General features: G+C 30.9%; 20 protein-coding genes and 2 pseudogenes. 16 read left to right on the top strand and 6 right to left on the bottom strand.

Annotated elements, in window-relative coordinates; translation table 11 throughout:
- Nucleotides 1-169: 169 nt before the first annotated feature.
- A complete protein-coding gene (locus EG57_RS0221240) occupies nucleotides 170-1,171 on the bottom strand; it encodes a sodium:calcium antiporter (protein ID WP_032079109.1) in 1,002 nt (333 codons plus the stop codon).
- Nucleotides 1,172-1,492: 321 nt separating this feature from the next.
- On the bottom strand, nucleotides 1,493-1,717 hold the full coding sequence (locus tag EG57_RS0221245) for a hypothetical protein (RefSeq protein WP_032079110.1): 225 nt from the start codon (nucleotides 1,715-1,717) through the stop codon (nucleotides 1,493-1,495).
- A 394-nt stretch (nucleotides 1,718-2,111) separates the two neighbouring features.
- On the opposite strand from EG57_RS0221245, the gene EG57_RS0221250 reads away from it, so the two are divergent.
- From EG57_RS0221250 to EG57_RS27515, 3 genes and pseudogenes are all read left to right on the top strand, one after another.
- Nucleotides 2,112-4,361, top strand: coding sequence for an ABC transporter ATP-binding protein (locus EG57_RS0221250; RefSeq protein WP_032079111.1), 2,250 nt, complete (start codon nucleotides 2,112-2,114; stop codon nucleotides 4,359-4,361).
- Between the two features lie 83 nt (nucleotides 4,362-4,444).
- Nucleotides 4,445-5,317 (top strand): annotated as a pseudogene (locus EG57_RS27510) (ABC transporter permease); the annotation flags it as partial.
- A gap of 165 nt (nucleotides 5,318-5,482) precedes the next feature.
- Nucleotides 5,483-6,214, top strand: a complete 732-nt coding sequence (locus EG57_RS27515) for an ABC transporter ATP-binding protein (RefSeq protein WP_414629356.1) — start codon at nucleotides 5,483-5,485, stop codon at nucleotides 6,212-6,214.
- Nucleotides 6,215-6,299: 85 nt separating this feature from the next.
- Here the strand turns inward: EG57_RS27515 and EG57_RS0221260 are convergent, their stop codons facing one another.
- On the bottom strand, nucleotides 6,300-6,863 hold the full coding sequence (locus EG57_RS0221260) for a hypothetical protein (RefSeq protein WP_029161702.1): 564 nt from the start codon (nucleotides 6,861-6,863) through the stop codon (nucleotides 6,300-6,302).
- A gap of 476 nt (nucleotides 6,864-7,339) precedes the next feature.
- Between EG57_RS0221260 and EG57_RS0221265 the strand changes: the two genes are divergently transcribed.
- Both EG57_RS0221265 and clpP read left to right on the top strand, forming a co-directional pair.
- Complete coding sequence (locus EG57_RS0221265) at nucleotides 7,340-9,004, top strand: glutamine--tRNA ligase/YqeY domain fusion protein (RefSeq protein ID WP_032079113.1); 1,665 nt, start codon at nucleotides 7,340-7,342, stop codon at nucleotides 9,002-9,004.
- A gap of 289 nt (nucleotides 9,005-9,293) precedes the next feature.
- Nucleotides 9,294-9,878: pseudogene (gene clpP, locus EG57_RS25270) on the top strand (ATP-dependent Clp endopeptidase proteolytic subunit ClpP).
- A 137-nt stretch (nucleotides 9,879-10,015) separates the two neighbouring features.
- On the opposite strand, the gene EG57_RS0221275 reads toward clpP, so the two are convergent.
- From EG57_RS0221275 to EG57_RS0221285, 3 genes are all read right to left on the bottom strand, one after another.
- Nucleotides 10,016-10,576 carry a nitroreductase gene (locus EG57_RS0221275; RefSeq protein WP_032079114.1) on the bottom strand — a complete coding sequence of 187 codons (561 nt, stop codon included), beginning with the start codon at nucleotides 10,574-10,576 and terminating at the stop codon, nucleotides 10,016-10,018.
- A 148-nt stretch (nucleotides 10,577-10,724) separates the two neighbouring features.
- Nucleotides 10,725-11,288 (bottom strand): nitroreductase family protein, encoded by a 564-nt coding sequence (locus tag EG57_RS0221280; RefSeq protein ID WP_032079115.1) that lies wholly within the window; start codon nucleotides 11,286-11,288, stop codon nucleotides 10,725-10,727.
- Nucleotides 11,289-11,397: 109 nt separating this feature from the next.
- Entirely contained in the window at nucleotides 11,398-12,474 is a 1,077-nt protein-coding gene (locus tag EG57_RS0221285) for a M24 family metallopeptidase (protein ID WP_032079116.1), read from the bottom strand.
- Between the two features lie 335 nt (nucleotides 12,475-12,809).
- Between EG57_RS0221285 and EG57_RS0221290 the strand changes: the two genes are divergently transcribed.
- From EG57_RS0221290 to EG57_RS0221340, 11 genes are all read left to right on the top strand, one after another.
- Nucleotides 12,810-13,355, top strand: coding sequence for a helix-turn-helix domain-containing protein (locus EG57_RS0221290; RefSeq protein WP_032079117.1), 546 nt, complete (start codon nucleotides 12,810-12,812; stop codon nucleotides 13,353-13,355).
- A gap of 99 nt (nucleotides 13,356-13,454) precedes the next feature.
- Nucleotides 13,455-15,254 carry an aminopeptidase P family protein gene (locus tag EG57_RS0221295; RefSeq protein WP_032079118.1) on the top strand — a complete coding sequence of 600 codons (1,800 nt, stop codon included), beginning with the start codon at nucleotides 13,455-13,457 and terminating at the stop codon, nucleotides 15,252-15,254.
- A 35-nt stretch (nucleotides 15,255-15,289) separates the two neighbouring features.
- Nucleotides 15,290-16,666, top strand: a complete 1,377-nt coding sequence (locus EG57_RS0221300) for a POT-type proton-dependent oligopeptide transporter (protein ID WP_032079150.1) — start codon at nucleotides 15,290-15,292, stop codon at nucleotides 16,664-16,666.
- Between the two features lie 135 nt (nucleotides 16,667-16,801).
- Nucleotides 16,802-18,571: a ferrous iron transport protein B gene (gene feoB, locus EG57_RS0221305; RefSeq protein ID WP_032079119.1), complete on the top strand. Its 1,770-nt coding sequence runs from the start codon at nucleotides 16,802-16,804 to the stop codon at nucleotides 18,569-18,571.
- Nucleotides 18,561-18,740: a FeoB-associated Cys-rich membrane protein gene (locus tag EG57_RS0221310; RefSeq protein WP_032079120.1), complete on the top strand. Its 180-nt coding sequence runs from the start codon at nucleotides 18,561-18,563 to the stop codon at nucleotides 18,738-18,740. Before feoB ends, EG57_RS0221310 begins: the two co-directional genes overlap by 11 nt.
- A gap of 112 nt (nucleotides 18,741-18,852) precedes the next feature.
- Complete coding sequence (locus tag EG57_RS0221315; RefSeq protein WP_032079121.1) at nucleotides 18,853-19,899, top strand: HD-GYP domain-containing protein; 1,047 nt, start codon at nucleotides 18,853-18,855, stop codon at nucleotides 19,897-19,899.
- Nucleotides 19,900-20,542: 643 nt separating this feature from the next.
- Nucleotides 20,543-21,223: a GntR family transcriptional regulator gene (locus EG57_RS0221320; protein WP_032079122.1), complete on the top strand. Its 681-nt coding sequence runs from the start codon at nucleotides 20,543-20,545 to the stop codon at nucleotides 21,221-21,223.
- 568 nt (nucleotides 21,224-21,791) lie between these two features.
- Nucleotides 21,792-23,906, top strand: coding sequence for an AAA family ATPase (locus EG57_RS0221325; RefSeq protein ID WP_032079123.1), 2,115 nt, complete (start codon nucleotides 21,792-21,794; stop codon nucleotides 23,904-23,906).
- Between the two features lie 57 nt (nucleotides 23,907-23,963).
- Nucleotides 23,964-24,614, top strand: a complete 651-nt coding sequence (locus EG57_RS0221330; RefSeq protein ID WP_032079151.1) for an oxalate oxidoreductase subunit delta — start codon at nucleotides 23,964-23,966, stop codon at nucleotides 24,612-24,614.
- A gap of 23 nt (nucleotides 24,615-24,637) precedes the next feature.
- Nucleotides 24,638-24,931: a 4Fe-4S dicluster-binding protein gene (locus EG57_RS0221335; protein ID WP_032079124.1), complete on the top strand. Its 294-nt coding sequence runs from the start codon at nucleotides 24,638-24,640 to the stop codon at nucleotides 24,929-24,931.
- Nucleotides 24,932-24,963: 32 nt separating this feature from the next.
- Entirely contained in the window at nucleotides 24,964-26,154 is a 1,191-nt protein-coding gene (locus EG57_RS0221340) for an oxalate oxidoreductase subunit alpha (RefSeq protein WP_032079125.1), read from the top strand.
- The last annotated feature ends 18 nt before the right edge of the window (nucleotides 26,155-26,172 follow it).

The following is a 26,172-nucleotide window of genomic DNA, read 5'->3' on the forward strand; positions in this document are numbered from 1 at the left end:
TGATGAACCACTTACCATATATCACGGAATAAAAGTTAAAATCCAAACTTCCACTGCACCTTTGCATCGTAATATGCTTAAAATGTAATGTAAAACTTCATAGTGTTTCAAATACCAATAATGTGGTATTGCTGTAAGTTATATGATTTTTTATATAATGAAGATAAAATTATATTCCACCTTTTATATAAAATATTCCTATAATGAATACAATATATAACACAGCATTAAATGATAATCTTTTTGCTGATAAGTGATGTCTTTTCAAGGTAGTCCATATTAATAAAATTGCTACAAAAGTTATAATTGCTGAAATCATGAGGGATTTATCAAGCATCCATGGTGTAAAAATAATACCTAATGCACTTGGTACTGTAGCTTGAATCATCATAGACCCACTAATATTTGAAAGAGCCAAGTTTTCTTTACCTTGTCTTACCCATATAACAGCATTTAAAGTTTCTGGTAATTCTGTTGCCACTGGACTCAATAGTAAAGAAACCATATGAGCTGGAATTCCAAGGGAAATACTTAAAGTACTTAAATTGTGTACAAACATTTGTGATCCAATAAAAATAAATATAAGTGATCCTATAGTTTGAAGTAAAATTAATGATTTTTTAGGATTTTCACTTTTAGGACTGAATTTTAATGGTTCTAGTTCTCCAACAACCTCCACATTGTCACTATTCATTTCTCTATAAAAGTAAAGTCCATAAGCTAATAAAAATAAAATTCCAAGCCAAGGTTTTATTGCGAAGGCTACAAGACCTAATCCAATCTTAAATACAAAGATGCACATAAACCAGACTTGATCTCTTGCTAATTTTTTGCCATCAAATTTAATATGATCACCAGCTCTCCTATTTCCACTAAACATAATTATACTGATTCCAACAACAGCATAAGCAATTGTGCTTAAAACAAGAGGACCTCCTAAAGCAGCACCAACACCAATATCCTTTTGACTTGAACTTGCTCCAAATACTACAGCTATGAATGTAACAATACTTTCAGGTAAAGCAGTACCAAAGGCTGCTAAAACTGAACCTACAGCACTTTGAGAAATATTGAAGGCTTTGCCTACCCATTCAATTCCATTTACAAATAGTTCGCAACTAAAATAAATTAAAAGTGCTGCAGAAATCATTACTAAAATAGTTATTATCATTTTTTCTCCTCCTCAAAATAAAAAAATAAAAGACCTTTGGCGTATTAGAAAAACACGCCAAAAGTCTCGTTTCGCATTTTGCGGATACTGCCAGGCTCATCACCAATATGTTGACAATATCTATCAAACTACTCCCTTTTGTAAATATGTATTTATAAAGTATACTAAATTCATTTTATTATGTCAACAAGCTAGTTTTATTTAGAAGCTACAAAGGCAATAATAGATTATTTCTTAGGTATCTCTCCAAAAGAAACAATTCTTTAATTTTAGTTTATATACCTTGTTTATACATGAACAAGGTATATAGTTTATAAATTTTTATGAAACATCAGTGTTTTTATCATCTTGCAATCCATTCATATCTTTTATTGTTTCTGTTTTTTCATTTAAATTATTATCACTTTCTATACCTTGATTATTGATTTGTGTTAACTCATTTATAGGTGATATTGCGAAACTAAATGCACCCATATTTGCTGCCTGAGCAATAGAATTTTGAAAATAGTTTTCAAAGTTATCTAAATCTCTTGTATCCTTTGACATAATCTCACCTCTTTTAAATTTAGTTTTTACAAAATGAACTATATTATTCGGTAATAATTTTAAACGCTGTATACTATATATTTTTGAATTTCTATGTGTTGAATTTAGCAAATCAAGTGATTCTTAGACTCAGGTTGAGTTTGCTTATGGAATATGTATTAACAAAGCAGAACTCATGAAATATCATTTAGGCATTTTACCCATCTGAGTCTTAAAAGAACTTATACAGGGGTGTATCAGCTGTTAGCTCACATTTAAATAGGATTGGTAGCCATCGGATAAAATTTTTCATATGGGAAATCATATATAAAGTGAAATAAATTCTGTCTATATATATGAAATGAAGGTGTTTAAATAAATACAAGAAATTAAAAAGTAGGGGGTAGATACAATAGTGCTTAGATTATTAAAATATTTAAAACCATTTATTGGACTTATTATTGCTGCTATAGCATTACTATTTGTTCAGGCAATGTGCGATTTGGCACTGCCAGACTATATGTCTAATATAGTAAATGTAGGTATACAACAAGGTGGAATTGAAAATGCAGTACCTCAGGCTGTAAGAAAGAGTGAAATGGATAAGCTTACATTATTTATTTTTGGAAAAGACAAAGATACAGTTATGAGTAATTATGTATTTGTAGACAAATCAAGTAAAGATTATGTCAAGTATATTAAAGAATATCCTGTTATTTTAAGTGAACCAATTTACGTACTTAAGAGTGTAAGCAATACAGAAATTGATAAGTTAAATCCAATTATAGGCAAAGCACTTCTCACGGTTTCAGGTATTGATAATATGAAGAATGATGCAAAGGGTGGTGTAATTAATTTTAATGGAAGGAAACTTCCTGTAAATACAAATTTATTTGCTTTGTTTGGAAAATTACCTGAAGATCAACGTGGAAAAATCATGGAAGAAGGAGCAAAGAAGTTCACGGCTTTAGGAGATAAGATGATTGTTCAGGTTGCTGCTAGCTCAGTAAAAGCTGAATACAGAGCTTTGGGAATTAATACAGATAAAATTCAAAATAGCTATATAATTAACATTGGAGTCAAAATGATTTTAATATCTCTTTTAAGTGCAGTGTGCATCGTAGCTGTTGGTTTTTTTGCAGCTAGAACTGCTGCAGGACTTTCAAGGAATTTAAGAAGTAGAATATTTACGAAAGTTCAAAGTTTTTCAAATGCTGAGATAAATAAGTTTTCTACAGCTTCGCTTATTACAAGAACTACTAATGATATTACTCAAATTCAGATGCTTATTGTTATAATGATAAGAATGATATTTTATGCTCCTATTATAGGTATTGGAGGTGTTATAAAGGCTATGTCTCGAAGTACTTCTATGTCCTGGATTATTGCATTGGCAGTAGCAGCACTTCTGATAATTATTATTACTGTGATTTTTGTTGCTATGCCAAAATTTAAGATTATACAAAAACTTATAGATAAACTAAATCTTGTTACTAGAGAAAATCTTTCAGGTATCATGGTAGTAAGAGCCTTTAATACTCAAAAATTTGAAGAAGAAAGGTTTGATAAGGCGAATAAGGATCTCACTGATACAAACTTGTTTGTAAACCGTGTAATGGTAATCTTATTTCCTTTCATGATGCTTATAATGAATGGTGTAACAGTACTAATTGTTTGGGTTGGCGCTCACCAGATCGCAAATTCCAGTATGCAGGTTGGAGATATGATGGCCTTTATGCAGTATGCTATGCAGATTTTATTTGCATTTCTTATGATGTCTTTTATGTTTATTATGATACCCAGAGCGTCTGTAGCTGGACAGCGTATAGTAGAAGTTTTGGAAACAGACACCGTAATAAATGATCCTAAATTACCAAAGAATTTTGACAACAATTTAAAAGGCATTTTAGAGTTTAACAATGTTTCTTTTAGATATCCTGGGGCAGAAGAAGATGTACTTAAGAATATTAGCTTTAAAGCCTTACCCGGACAGACAACAGCTATTATCGGGCCTACTGGCTCGGGTAAAACTACACTCATTAGTTTAGTACCAAGGTTTTATGATGTAACAGATGGTCAGCTTCTTGTAGATGGTGTTGATGTACGAGAGGTTACTCAATATGATTTAAGGGATAAGATTGGTTATGTTCCTCAAAAAGGCAATTTATTCAGTGGTACTATAGAATCTAACTTGAGGTATGCAAAACAAAATTCAACAGAAGAAGATCTAAGAAAAGCTTCAGAGATAGCTCAGGCTATGGAATTTATAAATGATAAGCCTGATGGTTTTAAAACAGAAATTTCACAAGGAGGAACTAATGTTTCTGGAGGGCAGAAGCAGAGACTGGCTATTGCCCGTGCTCTTGTAAAAAAACCAGAGATCTTTATATTTGATGACAGTTTTTCAGCACTTGATTTTAAAACTGATGCTGCACTTAGAAAAGCACTTAAATCCAAGACTAGTTCTACAACAGTGATAATTGTAGCCCAAAGAATTGCAACTATAAAAAATGCTGAACAGATAATAGTTCTTGATGAAGGCAAAATAGTAGGTACGGGTACTCATAAACAGCTTATGGACACATGTGAGACCTATAAAGAAATTGCTTTGTCGCAGCTTTCGAAGGAGGAGTTAGCATTAGTGGGAAAAACAATAAATCTGTAAACTCTGAAGGTAGAAAACATCGAGGTCCGGGTGGTCCAATGGCTATGATGAAGGGTGAAAAGGCTCGCGATTTTAAGGGCACAATGAGTAAGTTAATCAAATACTTAAATGTTTATAAAGTATCAATAATCATAGTATTTATTTTTGCAATAGTCAGTGCAGCTTTAAGTGTAGCAGGTCCTAAAATTTTGGGAAAGGCAACTACAAAGTTATTCGAAGGAATAATGGCTAAAATTGCGGGTACAGGAAATATTGACTTCGATTATATTAGAAATATAGTTATTATACTTATAGTACTATATTTGATAAGTGCTTTTTTTGCTTATATACAGGGGTGGATTATGTCGAGTGTATCCATGAAGGTAAGCTATAATATGAGAAAGGAACTTTCAAAGAAAATTAATAAAATGCCTCTTAAATATTTTGACAGTACAAATTATGGTGAAGTATTATCTCGTGTTACAAATGATGTTGATACATTAAGTCAGACACTTAACCAGAGCTTGGGACAGATAATTACATCAGTAACTACTGTAATTGGAGTTCTTGTAATGATGCTTACAATTAGCTGGCAACTTACTCTTGTAGCGCTTGTTATGATTCCGATATCTTTTTTTCTTATAATATTTATTGTAAAGAATTCTCAAAAATTTTTTAAACAGCAGCAGGATTATCTGGGAAATGTAAATGGACATATTGAAGAAATGTATAGTGGACACTTAGTAATGAAGGCTTTTAATGGAGAGAAAAAAAGTGTTGAAAAGTTTGACAAATTAAATAGAAGGCTTTTCAGCTCAGCATGGAAGTCACAGTTTTTAACAAGTATAATGATGCCACTTATGAATTTTGTAGGTAATCTAGGTTATGTTGGAGTATGTATACTAGGTGGATATCTAGCTGTAAAAGGAAGTATTTCTGTTGGGGATATTCAAGCCTTTATACAATATGTACGTCAATTTACACAGCCTATTTCACAGATTGCCAATATATCCAATATACTTCAACAGACTGCTGCATCAGCTGAGAGAGTATTTGAATTTTTAGCAGAGGAAGAAGAAGTGCCTGAAGCCTCTAACCCTGTAAATCCTGAAAATGTAGATGGAAGTGTAGAGTTTAAGAATGTGCATTTTGGATATAAATCTAAGACTACAGTTATAAATGATTTTTCAGTTAAAGTTAGAGAAGGACAGAGGGTTGCAATTGTTGGACCAACAGGCGCAGGCAAGACTACCATGATAAAACTTCTTATGCGATTTTATGATGTAACTAAAGGTGAAATATTGATTGATGAACATGATATAAGAAATTTTACACGTGAAGGGTTGCGTTCAATGTTTGGAATGGTCCTTCAAGATACATGGCTGTATAATGGCACTATAATGGAGAACATAAGGTATGGAAAACTTGATGCAAGTGATGAAGAGGTCAAAAAAGCAGCAAGAGCAGCTCATGTGGATAGCTTTGTACATACTCTTCCAGATGGTTATAATATGGTTCTTAATGAAGAAGCAAGTAATGTATCTCAAGGACAAAAACAGCTTTTGACAATTGCAAGAGCTATTCTTTCAAATCCAAAGATACTTATTCTTGATGAAGCTACAAGTTCCGTTGATACTCGTACAGAAATACAAATTCAAAAAGCTATGAATAATCTTATGAAAAACCGAACTAGCTTCATAATAGCTCATAGGCTATCAACTGTTCGTGATGCTGATCTAATACTTTTTATGAAACATGGTGATATTGTTGAGCAAGGAACTCACGAAGAATTGCTTCACAATGAAGGCTTTTATGCTAGCCTTTACAATAGCCAATTTGAATTATCTGAAATGGTAATAGATGATAATCTTTAAAATTATATTTAAGCAGTTATTTTATATAATAGTAACATTGCGAAGCAAAGCCTCGCAATGTTTTTTAAACTATGAAATTTGATAATTAATATATTCCATAATCTAATATGCATAGTTCTCTATTTTCATCATATCCAAAGGTACTTAGTTTTGAAAATTCATGCTGCACAGCAGCAGATTCAAATACTAGATTTTCTTTAAAACTATCAAGAAGGGATAAAAATGCATTACTGTTAGCAAAAGAGTTGCCCTCTTTAATGTGAGAATATATGGTATCAGGACAATCATCGTTTTTAGCTAAAGGAACCACGGGTTTGTGTATGGTTAAATATATAAACTTACTTTTATATATGGCATAAACAGGACAAAGTATTTTTTTAAATGGCATTATAGAACCATCTTCGGAATGATATAAATTAAATTCATTAATACATTGTTCAGCACCAAAAGGTAAACCATTTAAGGTTGAGTCAGAAGATGTTTTTATTATTAGATTATCCACTAAATATACACATCTAGCACTGCGTGCAATAAGGTTTTTTCTATTTAGTTGTTTCATGAGTTTTTTACTTATTATTTTATTCTCACCTAGGTGCATATTATAGTTATCTTTTAAGTATTTTTCAACTTGAGCTAAATTGTAATCCATAAAACACCTCCGTTTAAGAAAAAAATGACCAAACAAAAATAAATAAATTCAATTATTACAATATTCTATAATAAATAATATAATATGTATCGCCAAATGTCTAGATGTTTTATGTAGAAAATTTAATTAATATGAGAAAATACATTGAATTATGATTCTAAATTTATAATATTATGTATTTATTATAGGTATTATATTTATAATTTGATTTTGTATATTGAATATAACATATTTATTATATTCAATATGTTTTAAAGAAAGTAGAAGGTTTTAGAATATTATAAATAAAAATCTTAAATTTGAAAAGTTATGTGTAAACTTGTATAATAAAGGAAAGAATTTTAATATGCATATGTTTAAATGGAAGTATGTGAATTTCTATAGCAATTGTAGAAAAAAATGCAGTTTTATGATATATTTATTTCATTAGAAATGAAAAATTTAAATTAAGTATGATAGAAAGAGAAGTGGAATTCATGGAAGAAAATAACGTTAAGTCCAATTTTATTAAAAATATTATTACAGAAGACTTGGAATCAGGAAAACATAAACAAATAGTTACTCGTTTTCCTCCAGAACCAAATGGATATTTACATATAGGCCATGCTAAATCTATAACATTGAATTTTGAGTTGGCAGATGAGTTTAATGGAAAAACTAATTTGCGTTTTGATGATACAAATCCTGTAAAGGAAGATACAGAATATGTAGAGTCTATAAAAGAGGATGTTAAATGGCTAGGTTTTGATTGGGATGCATTATATTTTGCTTCTGACTATTTTGATGAAATGTATAAGAGAGCTTTAGTACTTATTAAAAAGGGTAAAGCTTTTGTATGTGATTTAACAGCAGAAGAAATAAGAGAGCATAGAGGAACTTTAACAAAACCAGGAGTAGAAAGTCCTTATAGAAATAGAACAATAGAAGAAAACCTAGATTTATTTGAACGTATGAGAAGTGGTGAATTTAAGGATGGAGAAAAAGTTTTAAGAGCAAAAATTGATATGAGTTCGCCTAACATAAACATGAGGGATCCTGTAATTTATCGTATAGCTCATTCTACTCATCACAATACAGGAGACAAATGGTGTATATACCCTATGTACGATTTTGCACATCCTATTGAAGATGCTATTGAAGGAGTTACACATTCAATTTGTACTTTAGAGTTTGAAGATCATCGTCCTCTATATGATTGGGTAGTAAGAGAATGTGAAATGGAAGCACAACCAAGACAAATTGAATTTGCAAGATTGAATGTTACAAATACAGTTACAAGTAAGAGAAAACTAAAAAAATTAGTGGATGAAAAGTTTGTAGATGGATGGGATGATCCACGTATGCCAACTATTGCAGGTATTAGAAGAAGAGGATATACTCCTGAATCCATTCGTAATTTCTGTAGAGAGATTGGAGTGGCAAAAGCCAGTAGTGTGGTAGATGAACAAATGCTAGAGCATTTTTTAAGAGAAGATTTAAAAGCAAAAGTTCCAGCTACTATGGCTGTTTTAAGACCACTAAAAGTTATTATAACAAATTATCCAGAAGGTAAAGTAGAAATGCTTGAAGCTGAAAATAATTCTGAAAATGAAGCATTAGGAGTACGTCAAATTCCATTTTCAAGAGAGTTGTATATAGATCAAGAAGATTTTATAGAAAATCCTCCTAAGAAATACTTTAGATTATTTCCGGGAAATGAAGTAAGATTTAAAAATGCTTATTTTATAAAATGTAATGAAGTTGTAAAAGATGATGATGGTAATGTAGTAGAACTTCACTGTACTTATGATCCAGAAACAAAATGTGGAACAGGATTTACAGGAAGAAAGGTGAAGGGAACAATTCACTGGATAGATGCAAGTCACGCTCTTCCAGCAGAATTTAGATTATTCCAGCCTTTAATATTGGATGAAGAATCAGAAGAAGATGATGGAAAAGATTTCTTGGATAAGGTTAATCCAAATTCATTAGAAGTATTACAGGGATTTGTAGAAGAAAATATGAAGGGTGTAAAGCCACAAGAAAAATTCCAGTTTATAAGAGTAGGATATTTTAATGTAGATGCTAAATACAGTACTGATGAGAAACCGGTACTTAATAGAATAGTATCATTAAAGAGTTCATTTAAAATAAAAAAATAAGTTAATGTGTATTTAAAAAATTACCTAAAGAGATTGAATTGTGTGAAACATTTGTAATTGATATGGTACTATGAAATTAAAACTCCTGTCCTTTAGTTAGGAATGGGAGTTTTTTATTTGTGAAAAAATTGAAATTAGGAACAATTAATGTAACTATAATAAAATCAAGAAAGAAAGTTGTACAGTCACTTTCCATGGCGGCTTAATATTTTTGCGTTTTCAACTATGGTAATACAAAGGTAAATGGGTATATTAGGGAAAATAGTGATTTTAGAAAAGGGTGATGTTAATGAGTTATGTACCTGTGGTTATTGAACACACAAATTAATGAGAACGTTCTTATGATATTTATTCAAGATTGCTTAAAGATAGAATAATCATGTTAAATGGTGAGGTAACAGATGCAAGTGCTAGTGTAATTGTAGCACAACTTTTGTTTCTTGAAGCAAATAATCCTCATGAAGATATTCATTTTTATATAAATAGTCCAGGAGGCTCTATTACAGCTGGAATGGCAATATATGATACAATGCAGTATATTAAATTAGGTGTTTCTACAATATGTGTAGGAATGGCTGCAAGTATGGGGTCATTTCTTTTAACAGCAGGTGAACCTGGAAAAAGGTATGCACTCCCAAATAGTGAAATACTAATACATCAACCATCAGTATATGGAGGTTTTCAAGGACAGGCTACTGATATAAAAATTCATACAGATTGGCTGCTTAAAACTAAGAAAAAAATGAATAAAATATACAGTGAAAAAACAGGTAAGCCTATTGAGCAAATAGAAAAGGATATGGAAAGAGATTGTTTTATGAGTGCTAAGGAAGCTGTAGAATATGGATTAGTGGATAAAATTCTTTCAAAATAGACTTAGTTTTTGTATTTAATATAGAGTTGTAATAATTATTTTAGAATTGCACAAACTATATTTAGCCTTCATTGTACAAATTATCTTACATGAATAAGACCTGTACCTATTATGGTGCAGGTCTTGTTTTGTCAATATTATTCATGAAAGAAAATAGGTGCTGGTTTTCTAGTAGGTGCTGTTAGTTGTGCCTTAGGATATCCAAGAACCATAGGACATACCAATTTGTAGTTACTTGGAACATTATGTTTTGATTTAAAATCCGCAGTATCAAGAGTGTGTTCCCCAAAGCCTATCCAGCATGTTCCAATTCCATATTCATTAGCAGCAAGCATAATGTTACCAGCAGCTAGAGTACAGTCATAAGTATACCAGTGAGAATTAGTGTCACCGTAGATTATTAACAAACAAGGAGCATCATAAAAAATGTTGAATTTCTCATTGGTTAACCAGCTTTCATACTGTTTTAGATATGGATATTTTTTAAAGTTTTCAAGTATGTATTTTTTTGTATCATCAGATAACTGCTTCATTTCATCCCTATCAGTTATAACAGCAAAACCCCAAGCCTCATTTCCAGAACCAGTAGCAGCTTTGGTTCCAAGAGTAATTAATTCAGTGATAATATCCTTGTCAATTTTTTTGTCTGTAAAAGATCGTATACTTCTTCTCTTGTTTATACATTCAATGATATTCATAAATTTTATGTAGTGACAAAGTGTATAATAAGTATCACTTCATCACTATAATTCACTTCCTTTCTTTCTAAATTTTTCTGTATACAACATTATAGCATGTTGATAGTATGTAAAGTAAGGATTATGATTACTATTTGATAAATTAAGCCTAAAGCCATTCTGTAATTTCTTGCAATGGCTTTCGTGGTCGTGGGTATGGTGATTGATCAGGATATCCTATAGCTACGGCTGCCACAAGCTCATCTCTACGATTTAACCATGAGCATATTTCTTTATCACAATAAAAAATATCACAAATCCAAAGAGCACCTAATTTAGAATCCTGTGCTGCCAAAAGAAGTGTTTGTATAGATGCACCTATGGATTGAGTATCAGTAAGTAATCTATGATGATTGTAGTCTTCTTCGAAATTAGAAAATGCATTGAATACTAAAACTACTGCCGATGCTTCATTAATTGAATTGGCACTTAACTCAAAACTTCCAATAGATTTGTTTTGTTTTTTATATAAACTTGATACATCACTCATAATATTTACTAACTCGTTTTTCTTCTTATTTTGAAGAACAACAAATCTCCATGGCTGACGATTTTTACCTGAAGGTGCTTTCGTTGCTAATTCCAGTAAATTTTCAAGTGTTTCTTTTGGTATTATTTTATTTTGAAACTTTCTTATACTTCTTCGTTCTTCTATTGCCTTTATTGTATCCATAGTAATCCTCCTGTAAGTAATTATTATAAGATATATTAATATATTCTATAATTTACTACAAAATAAAAAAATCTATATGGGGTATATGAAAAAACCCCATATAGAAAAATTATTCTACTACAATTAAATCTTTTGTATAATGATTTAAAACTTCGCATCCGTCTTCTGTTACTATTACAAGATCTTCGATACGAACGCCTACATCTCCAGGTAGGTATATTCCAGGTTCGATTGAAAATATCTGACCTGGTTGAACTCTATCTGTATTTGAAGAAGATACATCACCAAAGTCATGACATTCAATGCCGATTGAATGTCCTAATCTATGGGTAAAGTATTTTCCGTATCCTTTTTCAGTTATATAATCTCTAGCTGCTGCATCTATATCGCAAAATCTGACACCTGCTTTAACTTTATCTATACCTCTTTTATTTGCCTCAAGTACAATGTTGTATATTTCTCTACTGTGCTCTGAAACAGATTTGTAGAATACAGTTCTTGTCATATCAGAACAATATGAGTTTTTCTTACAACCAATATCAATTACAACACTGTCTCCTGGTTTAACTGTAGAATTATCCATTACATGATGAGGATCAGCAGCATTTGCTCCATAACCTACTATAGGATCAAAAGAATGTCCCTCAGCACCAAGTTCTTCCCATATACCAGAAAGAAGTTGACCCATCTTTTTTTCAGAATGTTTTTCAGGAACAAGCTTAATCATTTTGTCTACTGCAATATCATTTAATTTTGAAGCTTGTCTCATCAATTCTTTTTCATTTTCATCTTTGCACATTCTTACCATATCGACAATTTCAGATCCATTTACAAATGTGCTTCCGCATTTAAGTTCCATTAATCCTAAAAGAAATTTTGAAGGCCAGTTTTTATCAATACCCATAGGTTTATCTTTTTCAACATGTTTTGCTAGAATTTGTACTGGATTTTCAGTATCATTAAACCATATCATTTCTGTTCCCAAATCTTCAGTTATTGGAAATAATTCATTAATAAATAATTTATTTTTTCCATTTAGATTTAAGTAAAGTACAAGCATTCTTTCACCAGGAAGAATCCACTTCCCTGTAAGATAGAAAATACTAGCAGGATCAGATACTATAATCTGAGGCAGCTTTCTATCTTCCATAATTTTTAAAACTTTTTTTAATCTTTCCTGTATCATGAAAAATTCCCTCCTAAAAATAATATACTTTTTAGTCGCTTGCGGAATTCCGTAAGCATTAAATTAGTCTAATTTTTAGTTATTAGACGTTTATATTTTACCACACTATGGAATAATAAAGTTTATCACAATAAAAATAAGCCATAGCGAGGAGAATAATCATGTTTTATATTAGTAAATTCTATTTTTGAAATATTTACTCATATTAAAATTCAAAATGTTGAATTGTTTTCGTTTTCATGATATTATATTATCATAATTATTACAGTATGTACATAATTAATTTTAGATATACTGTAATTTAACGTGAAAATCATATTATTTGGAGGAAAATGATGATAAATGAAATAGCACAAAAAATACATGATTTACGAAAAGAAAAAAATCTTACTTTAAAAGATTTAAGCAATTTAACTGGGTTATCAATAAGTTTTTTGTCTCAGGTTGAAAATAATTCATCATCTCTTGCAATAACTTCTTTAAAAAAGATTTCAGATGCTTTAGATGTTAATATAAATTATTTTTTTGATATTCCAGAAGTGAATAATTTTTTAGTCAAATCAGAGGATGAAAAACCTTTTAAAATAGAAGGTTCAAATTCAGAGTTCATAAGATTAAGTGGAGATTTTCTCAATCGAAAGCTGGAAGCTATGATCACAACGATTCCGCCAGAACAAAGGCATGGTAGTAACTTTAGCCATCCTGGAGAGGAATTTGTTTATGTTCTTGAGGGGACTCTTATTGTGGTAATTGATGAAAATGAATATGAAGTTAAGGCGGGAGATTCAATACATTATCCGTCAACGTCTAATCACGGATGGATTAATCCATCTAAACAAAGTGTGAAGATCCTTACTGTACTAACACCAGTAATTTTTTAAAAATTTGCTATTCTTTGAAAAGCAATTCTATTTTTTATTGTAATATAGAAAATATTAAATTGCTTTTCTAAAAATAAATTATGAAAGAGATGAACAAATATGAGTGAAGGTGTAAAAAAAATAATTTCAAGATTAAGAAAAATCATGGAACAAGAGAGCTTGGATGCTTATGTTATTCCATCCTCAGACAATCATCAAAGCGAATATGTAGGTGAATTTTTTAAGGCAATAACTTATGTGACAGGATTTACAGGTGAGGCTGCCACAGTAGTTATTATGAAAAATGAAATTGGACTTTGGACAGATGGAAGATTTTTTTTGCAAGCTGAATATCAACTTAAAGGCAGTGGAATTAAGCTCTTCAAAATGGGCAACCCAGGTGTGCCTACAGTGTTAGAATATTTGGAAAATCAAATTCCATGTAATGGTAAACTTGGATTTGATGGACGTCTTATTTCTATGCAAGAAGGAGGAGAAATTGTTCAGAGACTTGCACGTAAGAGCGTGATAGTTGAATATGACCATGACCTTATTGACAAAGTGTGGGAAGGCCGTCCTAAACTTGCAAGTGAACCTGTTTTTCTTCTTGAAGAAAAGTATTCTGGTGAAAGTACAGTATCCAAGCTATGCAGGGTAAGGAAGGTTATGGAAGAAGAAGGCGCAAATCAGCATGTTATTACAACTTTAGATGATATTGCATGGTTACTTAACATTCGAGGTAGTGATGTTTCATATTCACCACTGATACTTTGCTATGTAGTCGTTTCTATGAAAAAGGTAGACTTGTTTATTGAAGAAAGTCGACTTGATGCTAAAGTAAAGGAAGTTTTAGCTAAAGATGGTGTAGTATTAAGGCCTTACAATGATATTTATGAATATGTTAAGAGCTTTAAAGATGAAGATGTAGTAATGATTGATCCAGAACGCATCAATTATGCACTTTATAAGGATATTCAATCTAACACCAAAAAAATAGAAAGGGACAATCCTACAGTACTATTTAAAGCTATGAAAAATTCTGTAGAACTTGCTAATATTGAAAACGCTCACATTAAAGATGGTGTTGCCTTTACAAAGTTGATGTATTGGCTAAAGACAAATGTGGGGAAAACAAAAATCACAGAAATTACTGTTGCTGAAAAATTGGAAGAATTAAGAAAACTTCAAGATGGTTACTTATGGCAAAGCTTTGCACCAATTTGTGCGTTTAAGGAGCATGCGGCTATGATGCATTATTCTTCTACACCTGAAACAGATGTAGAACTTGAAAAAGGCTACTTTTTCTTAATGGATACTGGTGGAAACTATTTTGAAGGCTCAACGGATATTACTAGAACAATAGCTCTTGGAGAAGTGAGTAAAGAGCTTAAACATCACTTTACAACTGTGGCTAGAGCTATGATGAATTTAGCGCGTGCTAAATTTTTATATGGATGCAAAGGATATAACTTGGATGTGTTAGCTAGAGAGCCTATGTGGAATCTTGATATTGACTATAAATGTGGAACCGGTCATGGAGTTGGTTATTTGTTAAATGTTCATGAAGGACCTACTGGTTTTAGGTGGTATATAGTACCATCAAAGCATGAAACACACATATTTGAGGAAGGTATGGTCATAACTGATGAACCTGGAATTTATATAGATGGATCACATGGTATACGCTTAGAAAATGAACTTATTGTTAGGAAAGGTGTTGAAAATGAATTTGGTCAATTTATGCATTTTGATGCTGTAACTTATGCTCCAATAGATTTGGATGCAATAGACTCAGAAGATCTTAACCGTGATGAAAAACTGTATTTAAACAGTTATCATAAACTTGTGTACCAGAAATTAGCTGAACACTTAAATGATAAAGAACGTGAATGGCTCAAATTGTATACAAGAGAAATTTAAAAAATCAAATTTGAAGGGGGAAAATCATGAGTGAAATGACAGTAAAAGACAAACGACCTTTTGGTTTTTACGTTTGTTGTATTTCGTTCTTATTAGAAAGAATGGCCTATTATGCAGCTAAATATCTTATATTTGTTTTTGTTGCAGCCACAATAGTAACAGGTGGATTGGGACTTACAAAAGTTGAAGCTGCACTTATTCAATCAAATCTTGTTGCATTTACCTATCTTGCACCTGTTGTTGGTGGGTTTATTTGTGACAGATATATTGGAGCAAGATATTGTATTCCAGTTGGATTACTTTTGATGGCTGGTGGCTATATAATTGGAGGATCTGCAACAAGTGTATTAACAATGAACATAATGGTAGCTCTTGTAGCTATTGGTACAGGACTTTTTAAAGGAAATGTTTCTGCAATTAATGGATCTTTATTTAAAGATGAAGCACAGCTTGACTCAGCATTTTCAGTTCAGTATTCTTTTGTTAATGTTGGATCATTTATAGGAACAATGGCAGTGGGAGTTCTTGTAGCTAGTACTTTTGCACATGGTGGCGTTCAGGGCTTCAGACCTGCATTCAAATTATGTGGTATTATTTGTATTATTGATGCTTTATGGTTTTTGTTTGGTATGAAATTTCTTGGTGATGCAGGAAAAAAACCTTTTAAAGCGGGTAAGCATATTGAAAAGAAAGTTGAAGCTGAAGTTAAGCCATTAACAAGAGTTGAAAGAAGAAAGGTATTTGCCATTATATTAGTATCTATATTTTCAATTGTATTCTGGATTTTTTGGTATCTAACTTACCTAGCTGTTTATGATTATGGTGCTCAATTTGTCAATATGAACCTAGGTGGATTTACAGTACCACTTTCCTGGTTTGATTCATTAAATTCTTTTGTATGTATTGTACTAGGACCAGTTTTGGCTATATTATGGTTTAAATTGTCTAAGAGACCTCAAGGTGATATAAGCTTGTTCAAAAAATTAGCTATGGGACTTAGTTTCCTTGGATTATCTTTCTTGATGCTTGTAGGAGCTGAACTTTCAAGAGGTATAGGTGCATCAGCTGCATCAAAGGCAAATATTATTTGGATCATTGCGTTTGGTGTACTACTTAGTATGGGAGAAATGCTTTTCTCACCACTTGGTAATTCTTTTGTTACTAAATATGCACCAAATAAGATGTATTCGGTGCTTATGGGGGTTTGGATTTTTGCTACTTTCATTGCTGGTAAATCTTATGGCTATTTATATGCATTTGCTTCAAAATTCCCGATAATGAAGGCATATATTGTAATACCAATCATTTTATTTATATGTGGAGTGTTATTATTCTTATTTGACAAAAAGCTTGTAAGATTGCTTGAAGATGAAGATCCTAGTAAAAAGGATAGTGCTAATTTATCTGCTTAATAGTTTTTATTTTTAAAATAGAGAAGGTGCCTTCTAGTAATTTACAGAGGGCATCTTTTTTTAAATAAAAACATGATATAATAAATTATTGACAGTTTAAATTGATAACATGTGAGTTTAGAGAAGGAGAGATATATGATTCTTTGTACTTTAATAGGCAATCCTAATGTTGGACAAGATATTATATTTAATAAAATAGCAAGAATTCAAAAGAATTCTGATGATGAAGGAAGTTCAAAAATTGAAAAGCAGGAAGGATTTATTGACAACGCAATTAAAATAGTGGCCTTTCCAGGAATATATTCTATAGATACAGATTCAAAGCTTGAAAAAATATTCAATGATTATATAAATGGTAATAAGGTGGATTTAATAATAAATGTGGTAAATGCTCTTAATTTGGAAAGGAACCTTTATCTTACTATGCAACTTAAAAAGTTGAATATACCTATACTTGTAGTTTTAAATAAGATAGATAGAGCAGAAAAAAGTGGATTATATATAGATTGTGAAAAATTGTCTGAAATTTTAGGAGCCAAAATTATATCAATGAATAATATAACTGATAAAGAGGTAAAAAAACTAAAGAATTGTATAAAAAAAGATAAATTTACAGTTTGTAAAAAAATAGACGATAACACAAATAATGAAAAAGAAATTTATTCTTATATAGAAAAAATTATGAATTTAGTTGCTGTAAAAAAAGTGAAAAATGCAATTAGTGGTACAGAAAAAATTGATAGATTTGTTTTAAATAAATACTTGGCATATCCTATATTTATAGCTATTATATATTTAATTTTTAAATTGGTTTTTTCATGGATAGGAACGCCTTTGTCTGAAGTATTTAGAAGTACACTTTTTAATTATGTAATACCTTTTTTAAATAAGCTTTTACAAAACCAAAGTCCGTGGTTTAAATCACTTTTAGTTGATGGAGTTGTATCTGGAATTAGCTCAGTTTTAGTATTTTTACCTGTAATACTTACACTTTTTGCATTACTTTCTTTATTAGAAGACAGTGGATATATGAGTAGAGCAGCTTTTTTAATGGATAAAATTATGAGTTTATCAGGAGTATCTGGTAAATCATTTATTCCTATGATTATAGGGTTTGGTTGTTCTGTTCCAGCACTTATGGCTGCAAAAAATATTGAAAATAAAAGAGAAAGAATAATTACAGCATTAGTTATACCTTTCATGTCCTGTAATGCAAAGCTTCCAGTATACATGCTTTTTACTACCATATTTTTTCCAGGAAAGGAAATTGTAATTTTAGGTTTAATGTATATTACAGGTATATTAATGGCATTTTTCTATAGTTTTATATTTAAATTAATATTTAAAGAGAAGGAATATGAACCATATATGGAAGAATTGCCTCATTATGTCATGCCTGATTTAAAACTACTTTTAATGCATACCTGGGAAAAAGGAAAAGGCTTTTTAAAGAAAATAGGAACTATAATTTTTTCTATGTCCATTATAACATGGGTATTGTCTAACTTTAATTTCAGTGGTATGGTAAATATAAATTATAGTTTTCTTGCATCAGTTGGAAAATTTATATCACCAATTTTTAATCCTCTAGGCTTTGGAAATTGGCAGAATTCAGTTTCGCTTCTTACAGGGCTTATGGGGAAGGAAGTTATAGCAGGAACCTTAGGGGTTCTATATGGTGGCAATTTACCTTCGGTTATTCCACATCAATTTAATTTAGCGTCAGCCTTAAGTTTTTTGATTTTTGTACTGCTATATACTCCTTGTGCATCTAGTATAATAACAATAAAAAAAGAATTTGGAATGAAGCTCACTTTGGTTTCTATATTTTATCAATTTGCTAATGCATGGATAATTTCATTTTTATTTTTTCATATGGGAATGAGGTATTTTTATGGATTATAGAAAAATCATTGAGTTTATTATTGCTGGAATCATAATTATTTTGGCTGTATATATATTATACAAAAATATAAAAAATCGAAATGATAAATGTAGTGGTTGTGGAAGCTGCTCTAAAATGTGCCCTTATTATGAGAATAAAAAAACTATTAATGAAAATAAGAAAAAATAGGTTAAAAAATATTGATTTAATATAATTGCTTTTCCAAAGTGTCAATTTTCACTGAGGTGAAGTTTACACAATTTGAAGACAATAATTTTTGATATTTTTGGGGGAGATGTACATGGGAAAAAGATGTGTATTGGTTTCCGAATGTAAGGTAGGGGATATAATTGCCCAAAAGATAGTAAGTAAATATGGTGCAACTATTGCTGTAGAAAATACTGTAATAAACAATTATATAATAAAAAAGCTTGCTACATTTGAAATAAAATACATTTGGATTTATGCTACAGATAGTGGAGAGTTACCCAAATTCACCAAAACTAGCTTTTCTGATGTAAAAAAGAATTATAAAACTAACATTATGGAAATAAATGAGGTAGTAAATGATCTATGTAAGGGAAAAAAGGTAGAAGTAAATAAAATAGATAAAATATCTAATTCAATTTATAAAAACATAAATGATGAATATTATATTGTTAAATGTCTTAACGAATTGAGAAATTCTGAAGAATATGTATATACTCATAGTGTAAATGTATCTTTTTATGGAATGCTTTTAGGCAAGTGGTTGTGTTTAACTAAAAAGGATATAAACCAAATAGTCGTAGCAGGACTTCTTCATGATATAGGAAATGTTAAGGTACCTATTGAGATTTTAAATAAAAAAGGGAAAATAGATGTGGAAGAGTTTGATGAAATTAAGAAACATCCTGTTTATGGATATAACATGGTGAAAGATACCAGTATTGTATCAGATATAGTTAAAGAAGTTATACTAATGCATCATGAAAGAATGAATAGTACAGGGTATCCTCTTGGTAAAAACGGTGATGAATTAAGTATATATTGTAAAATAATTGCTGTTGTAGATGCTTATGATGCAATTACATCTGACAGAACCTATAGAAATAGAAGAACTCCTTTTGAAGCTTTTGAAATGCTTAAAAACAATAGCATTGAATACTTTGATATACACATAATGAATACCTTTTTAGAAAATATAGCAGCTTGCTATGTGGGATCAAAGGTTTTACTAACTAACGATGAGAAAGGGGAAATTTTATATGTACCTCCTCATTGTATTACAAATCCTGTTGTGAGTATTGGGGAAAGATATATTGACCTCTCCAAAGAATCAGATATTAAAGTTAAAGCAATGCTGTAATTTATAAATGTGCGTTTCCATATAATTATACAAAAGACTTATTTTTACAAAAGTCTATTATTAGTATATATCAATTGCAAGATTTTGTAAAGAGCAAAAGATAGAATATTATGTTTAGAAAATAACCTATAAAAGTAAAAAGCTTTTATAGGTTATTTTTATAAAAAAAACTATGATTCGGAGTGTTTTTTACAGTATTCATTAAATATAATTACAAATGATATTACATATATAAGTAATAATATTATTGAAGTACAAAAACCATAAAATATTATATCTATTATTTCTAATTCCATAAAATCACCTCATAACAATAATTAGTGCATTTACATTCATATTAAATTTTAATTATATTATCTTATAAATTATTTTAGACAAGTTATTCAAAGGTTATACAAATAGTTATATTTTATACTAAAAGTTATAGAGTATGTGGCAGTAATAGTTTAGGTTCAATCTAAGCTTGTTCAAATTTTTACTAATAGAGTTTGACATGCTTTATTTATAAATGATATACTTTTATTGTTAGGATAAACAAAAAATACATTTAATGTAAAAATATAAAGTTTACAATTTGAATAAAACATAATACAATCTGATGGAATGAGTTTAAACATCAGATGGCTAAAAATGGAGGAGAAAAATGGCATATCAATTTACACCTATAAAATTTGATAATATGGGTTATATTAGAGATTCAGTATTTTCCATTTTACGTGGTGCTATTCTTGATGGAAAATTAGAACCTGGTCAAAGATTGGTAGAACGTAATATTGCAGAACAACTTAGAATAAGTAGGACTCCGGTTAGAGAAGCAATTCGTAAACTTGAGTTGGAAAAGCTGGTTACTCATATTCCTAGAAAAGGGGTAGTTGTTTCTGGATTTACTAAAGAGGATGTTGCGGAAATACAATTAATGAGAGAAGCATTGGAATCCCTTAGTTGTAGTATTGCAGCTTCAAAAATCAAAAGTAGGGATCTAGAAAAATTAGAATCTGTTAATAACAAAATGTTAGAAGAATATGAAAAAGGAAATATCGAAAAATCAATATCAGGTAATAAACAATTTCATGAAATTATTTATAAGGCTGCAGAAAGTCCTCATTTATATTATTTTGTTAATACACTTCGTGCTTATATCAGTAAATTTACAAAATTGACATATACTAAAAGTGGTCGTATGAAAGAAGTATATAATGAACATAAAGAAATTATTGAAGCTCTACGCAAACATGATAGCAATACAGCATATGATATAGCTAAAGCACATGTACAAAAAACCGGTAGGGTATTTTTAGAAATGTCTTATTCAGATAATACCTAATGAAAATTTAAAATGAATTGTTTGAATTGTTTGAATTTTATAAAGTTAAGTAATTCTAAATTATTCATTATACTAATAGTAGATAGTTGAAAATATTAAGTTTATAACATAATTCTAAATTTTGAAAATGCAAAAAAATATAATAAGATTAAAAAATATCAAAAACATTTCATGCTAATTATGGAAAAGTATTGCAATTAAAAAAGTATGTGATATAATATAAGTAAAGATGTGCAAAACAGAAAATTCAGAAAAATCACTTCAAATTATTTGCTTAAAAAGTATATTCAATATAAATAAGATTGATTATCACACAATATAAAACACGATCTTAAGATGAAAATTATTTTTTTCATTAAGATGGTATACCGTATACCTAATAGATAATTATATTCCTATAATTTTTAAAATATTACAGCTAATAAAAACATGTCAGATTACCCTGTAAATAAGTATTTAGATGAAGAATACTTTGGATAAAATGGTATACCGTATACCAAAATTAAGTTAATAAACATAATATTTTTCTAGTTTAATACCTAGTAAAAATAGCAAAGAGGTGTTTAGAATGGTTGGAATCAATACTATTAAATTGAAAGTCAAAGAAGGATTAGTAGAAGATTCCCGTAAAGGCATAGTTCGAATAAATAGAGAAGATATGGAGCAGTTAGATATAGATACAGGAGATGTTGTTAGTGTTAAAGGTAAAAAAGATACTGTAGCTAAGGTTTATCCATCATTTAATGATATTTATGGAGTACCACTTATACAGATGGATGGAATTATTAGAAGGAATGCTGGTGCAGGGTTAAATGAGGTAGTAACAGTTAGCAAAATTGAAGTAAAAACAGCAAGAGAAGTTGTGCTTTCTCCAATAGATATGTTCTTTAAGTGCAAGAAAGATGATGTAGTAGAGATAAAAAATTTAATAAAAGGTATTCCAATATTAATTGATGATGAAGTATCTTTAATGGTTTATGGACATAATGAAATTGGATTTCATATAACAGGAACAGCACCATCGGGTCCGGTTCAAGTAACTGAAAAAACTGAACTTGTTTTTGTAGAATGTGAACTTGGAGGTTCAAAAACTAGGGTTACTTATGAAGATATAGGAGGATTAAGTGCTCAAGTCAAAAAGATAAGAGAAATTGTAGAATTGCCCTTAAAATATCCAGAAATATTTAGAAGATTAGGTTTTGAAGCACCAAAAGGTATTCTACTCTATGGACCTCCAGGTACAGGGAAAACTTTAATTGCTAAAGCAATAGCATCTGAAACGGAAGCACACTTTATTCATGTTAATGGACCAGAAATAATGAATAAATATTATGGCGAAAGTGAAGCTAGAATTCGACAAATTTTTAAAGAAGCTAGAAATAAATCTCCAAGTATAATTTTTCTTGACGAGCTTGATTCTATTGCACCAAGACGAGAAAATGTTCATGGTGATGTGGAAAAGAGAGTAGTTGCACAACTGCTTGCTCTTATGGATGGTCTGGAAAGTAGAGGACAAGTTGTTGTAATAGGTGCTACTAACATACCAGATTCATTAGATACTGCATTAAGACGTGCTGGTAGATTTGATAAAGAAATTGCTATAATGCCTCCTGATAAAGATGGAAGGTTTAATATATTGCAAATCCATACAAAAGGTATGCCCCTTGATGATGATGTAGAATTAGAAGAATTAGCTAAGATAACTCATGGTTTTGTTGGATCAGATCTTTCGGCCTTATGTAAAGAAGCTGGTATGGTAGCTTTACGCAGTTCTATGGATAAAATTGGGCTAGATGGTAAAATACCTCTATTCAAAATTTCTATGAATGATTTTATGAAAGCTTTAATGGAAATTGAACCATCAGCTACTCGTGAGTATGCTACAGAAATTCCAGATGTAAAATGGGAAGATATAGGAGGTCTAAATGAAATTAAAAATACTTTAAAGACTCTATTGGAGATTCCATTTACAGATTCCAAGTTATGCAAGGAATATAACTTTACTTCCCCAAAAGGTATTTTACTTACTGGACCATCAGGTACAGGTAAAACTTTAATTGCAAAGGCTGCTGGAAATTCTACAAAATCAAATTTTATAACTATAAGTGGACTTACGTTAGCCTCTAACTGGAAGGGACAATCAGAAAAGATTTTACATGATATATTTATTAAAGCAAAGCAAAGTGCTCCATGTATTTTATTCTTTGATGAAATCGATGCCATTATTCGTTCTAGATCAGAGGTGTCAAATAATTTAACAGAAAGACTTATAAGCCAGCTCATATTAGAATTTGATGATTTAGAAAAATCTAATAAAGTTACTGTGCTTGCTGCTACTAACAGAATGGATTTAATTGATTCGGTTTTAATAAGAGAGGGGCGTTTTGAATATATACTAGAGTTTAATTTGCCAGATGTTAATGAAAGAGAATGTATTTTAAAAATTCATTCTGAAAGATTACCTACATTAAAGGATATAGACTTTAGAAGATTAGCTGAAGCTACAGAAGGAATGACAGGAGCGGAATTAGCTAATTTGTGTCATAAATCCTCATTTATAGCACTTACAGAAGCAATGAAAACAGGTTCAAAGGTGAAAATTGATGAAAATATTTTTGAGCGTGCCATTGAAAATGTGAATGCTGAAAAACAACTTAAGGAGGTGGTTGCCCGCAATTCTTAAGTTAACTATAAAACAAAAATATTTATTATTAAAGGAAGGAAGGTGTAGAACAAAGTGATGAATAAAAATTTGTTCGCTGAACCAGATTTAAAGCAAATCACAGTTTGGGGAAGAGGAGTGTATGAAAACAAAGAAGCTCGTGACGTAGTTGTTTCTTTAACTGAAGCTGCAGCCTTAGAAGGAAAACGCGTTCAAGCTTGGGAGAATTACGTTGATCTTCCAGATCGTATTTATGTTCCAGTAAGGGCATATGGAAAGATTAGCCCTAATGAAATTGAGTCAAAATATGTTTATGAAAATGAGGAACCAGATATAGTTGTTCTTACAGAGGAAACTCTCGTTAAAGGTGTAGACATATTAGATGGAATTAGACCTGGAGCTATCTTGGTAATTAATACTAAGAGGGCACCTGAGTATTTATTCAAATTCATAAAGAAAAATACTGAAAATCTTTCAAAAATAGTTACAATAGACGCAAATAAATTATCGAAGTCTATTATTACTCTTTCAGGAGCAGAAGGTGCTACTGATGCATCCGGTATAGGTAAAGGAATGGGTGCTGCATTAGCTGCTGCTGTTGTTAAAGGTACAGGAATTGTTAAATTTGAAAACTTGTTAGAAATTGTTGTTAATAAGAGTGCTGCAAAGAAAGCTTATAATCAAGCTGTCGTTGTAGATGTAAAGAGCTTACCTAAAGCTTCTGCCTAAAATATTAAGGGGGTGTCGTAAAAATGGCTGTACCATATGAAAAGATTCCTTTTGCAGGGACTGTCCCTTCACCACAAAAAGAAAATGAAGGAATGATTACTGGCAATTGGCGTACAAGAAGACCCGTACTAGATGCTGATAAATGTGTAGAATGTCAAACTTGTTGGATTAGCTGCCCTGATTCGAGTGTTAACCTTATGACAAAGGATCATCCTATTAACTTTAATTTAAAGTATTGTAAGGGTTGTGGTATTTGTGCCGAGGTTTGCCCAGTTGGAGCAATAAGCTTAGTTCCTGAGTTAGATTTTGAAGATTAAGTTTAATATTAACAGGAGGTGAATTAAAAAAAATGAAAAGTAATATAAAGAGAATGTCTGGTTGTGTTGCAACAGCTAATGCAATCAAATTAGCTAATGTTGATGTTATTTGTTCATATCCAATACGTCCATACACTGGGATTATGTCAGAATTATCAAGAATGGTAGCAGATGGAGAGTTAGATGCTGAATTTGTTCTTGGCGAAGGTGAGCATGGACAATTAAGTGTGGTTTACGGTGCTGCAGCTGCAGGAGCTCGTGCTTTTACAGGTAGTTCAGGAGTAGGTGTTACTTACGCAATGGAAGTTTATTCACCAATATCAGGAGAAAGACTGCCATTACAGATGGCTATTGCTGATCGTACATTAGACCCTCCAGGAGATTTCGGTTCTGAACAGACAGATGCTTTATGCTGCCGTGATCAAGGCTGGATACAAGGATGGGCATCCACTCCACAGGAAGCTTTAGATATGAGTCTTATGTACTATCGTATAGGTGAAGATCCTAGAGTTCTTTTACCTCAATATGCTTGCCAAGATGGATACTTTGTATCTCACATACTTGGTGAAGTTGAAGTTCCATCACAGGAACAAGTTGATTCGTTCTTACCACCATATAAGAACCATCATGTTTTAGATACAAGAAATCCTCAGATAATTGGCGCACAGATGGAACCTGAAATGGGTCCTGGTACTCAATATCAACGTCATTTAGCTGTAGAAGGTACCTATAAAGTAATTGAAGAAGTTCATGATGAATTTGGACGTATATTTGGACGTAAATATAATCCATGGTTAGAAGAATATATGACTGACGATGCTGAATGTGTTATCTTTATGCAGGGTGGACATGCTGAAACAGCTAAAAATGTTGCTAAACATTTACGTAACCTTGGAGAAAAAGTTGGTGTAGTTAGACTACGCACATTCCGTCCATTCCCAACACAGCAAGTAAGAGACGTTTTGAGAAAATTTAAGGTTGTAGGAGTAGTTGATAACTCAGTAAACTTTGGAATTTCCTGTGGATCAGGTGTTCTATTAACTGAAGCTAGAGCAGCTCTGTACAATAATGATGAAAAAGTTAAAACAGTTGGATTTGTTGCCGGCTTAGGTGGATCAATGATTACTCATGATGAGTTCTATAAGATGTTTAACATATTAAAAGAAGTTAACAAGACAGGTAAAGTTGATAAACAAAGCTATTGGGCACCATTTGAACTATAAGTATGAGGGGAGGAAAGT

The sequence above is a fragment of the Clostridium drakei genome (assembly GCF_000633595.2).
In the GTDB taxonomy this organism is placed as follows: domain Bacteria; phylum Bacillota; class Clostridia; order Clostridiales; family Clostridiaceae; genus Clostridium_AM; species Clostridium_AM drakei.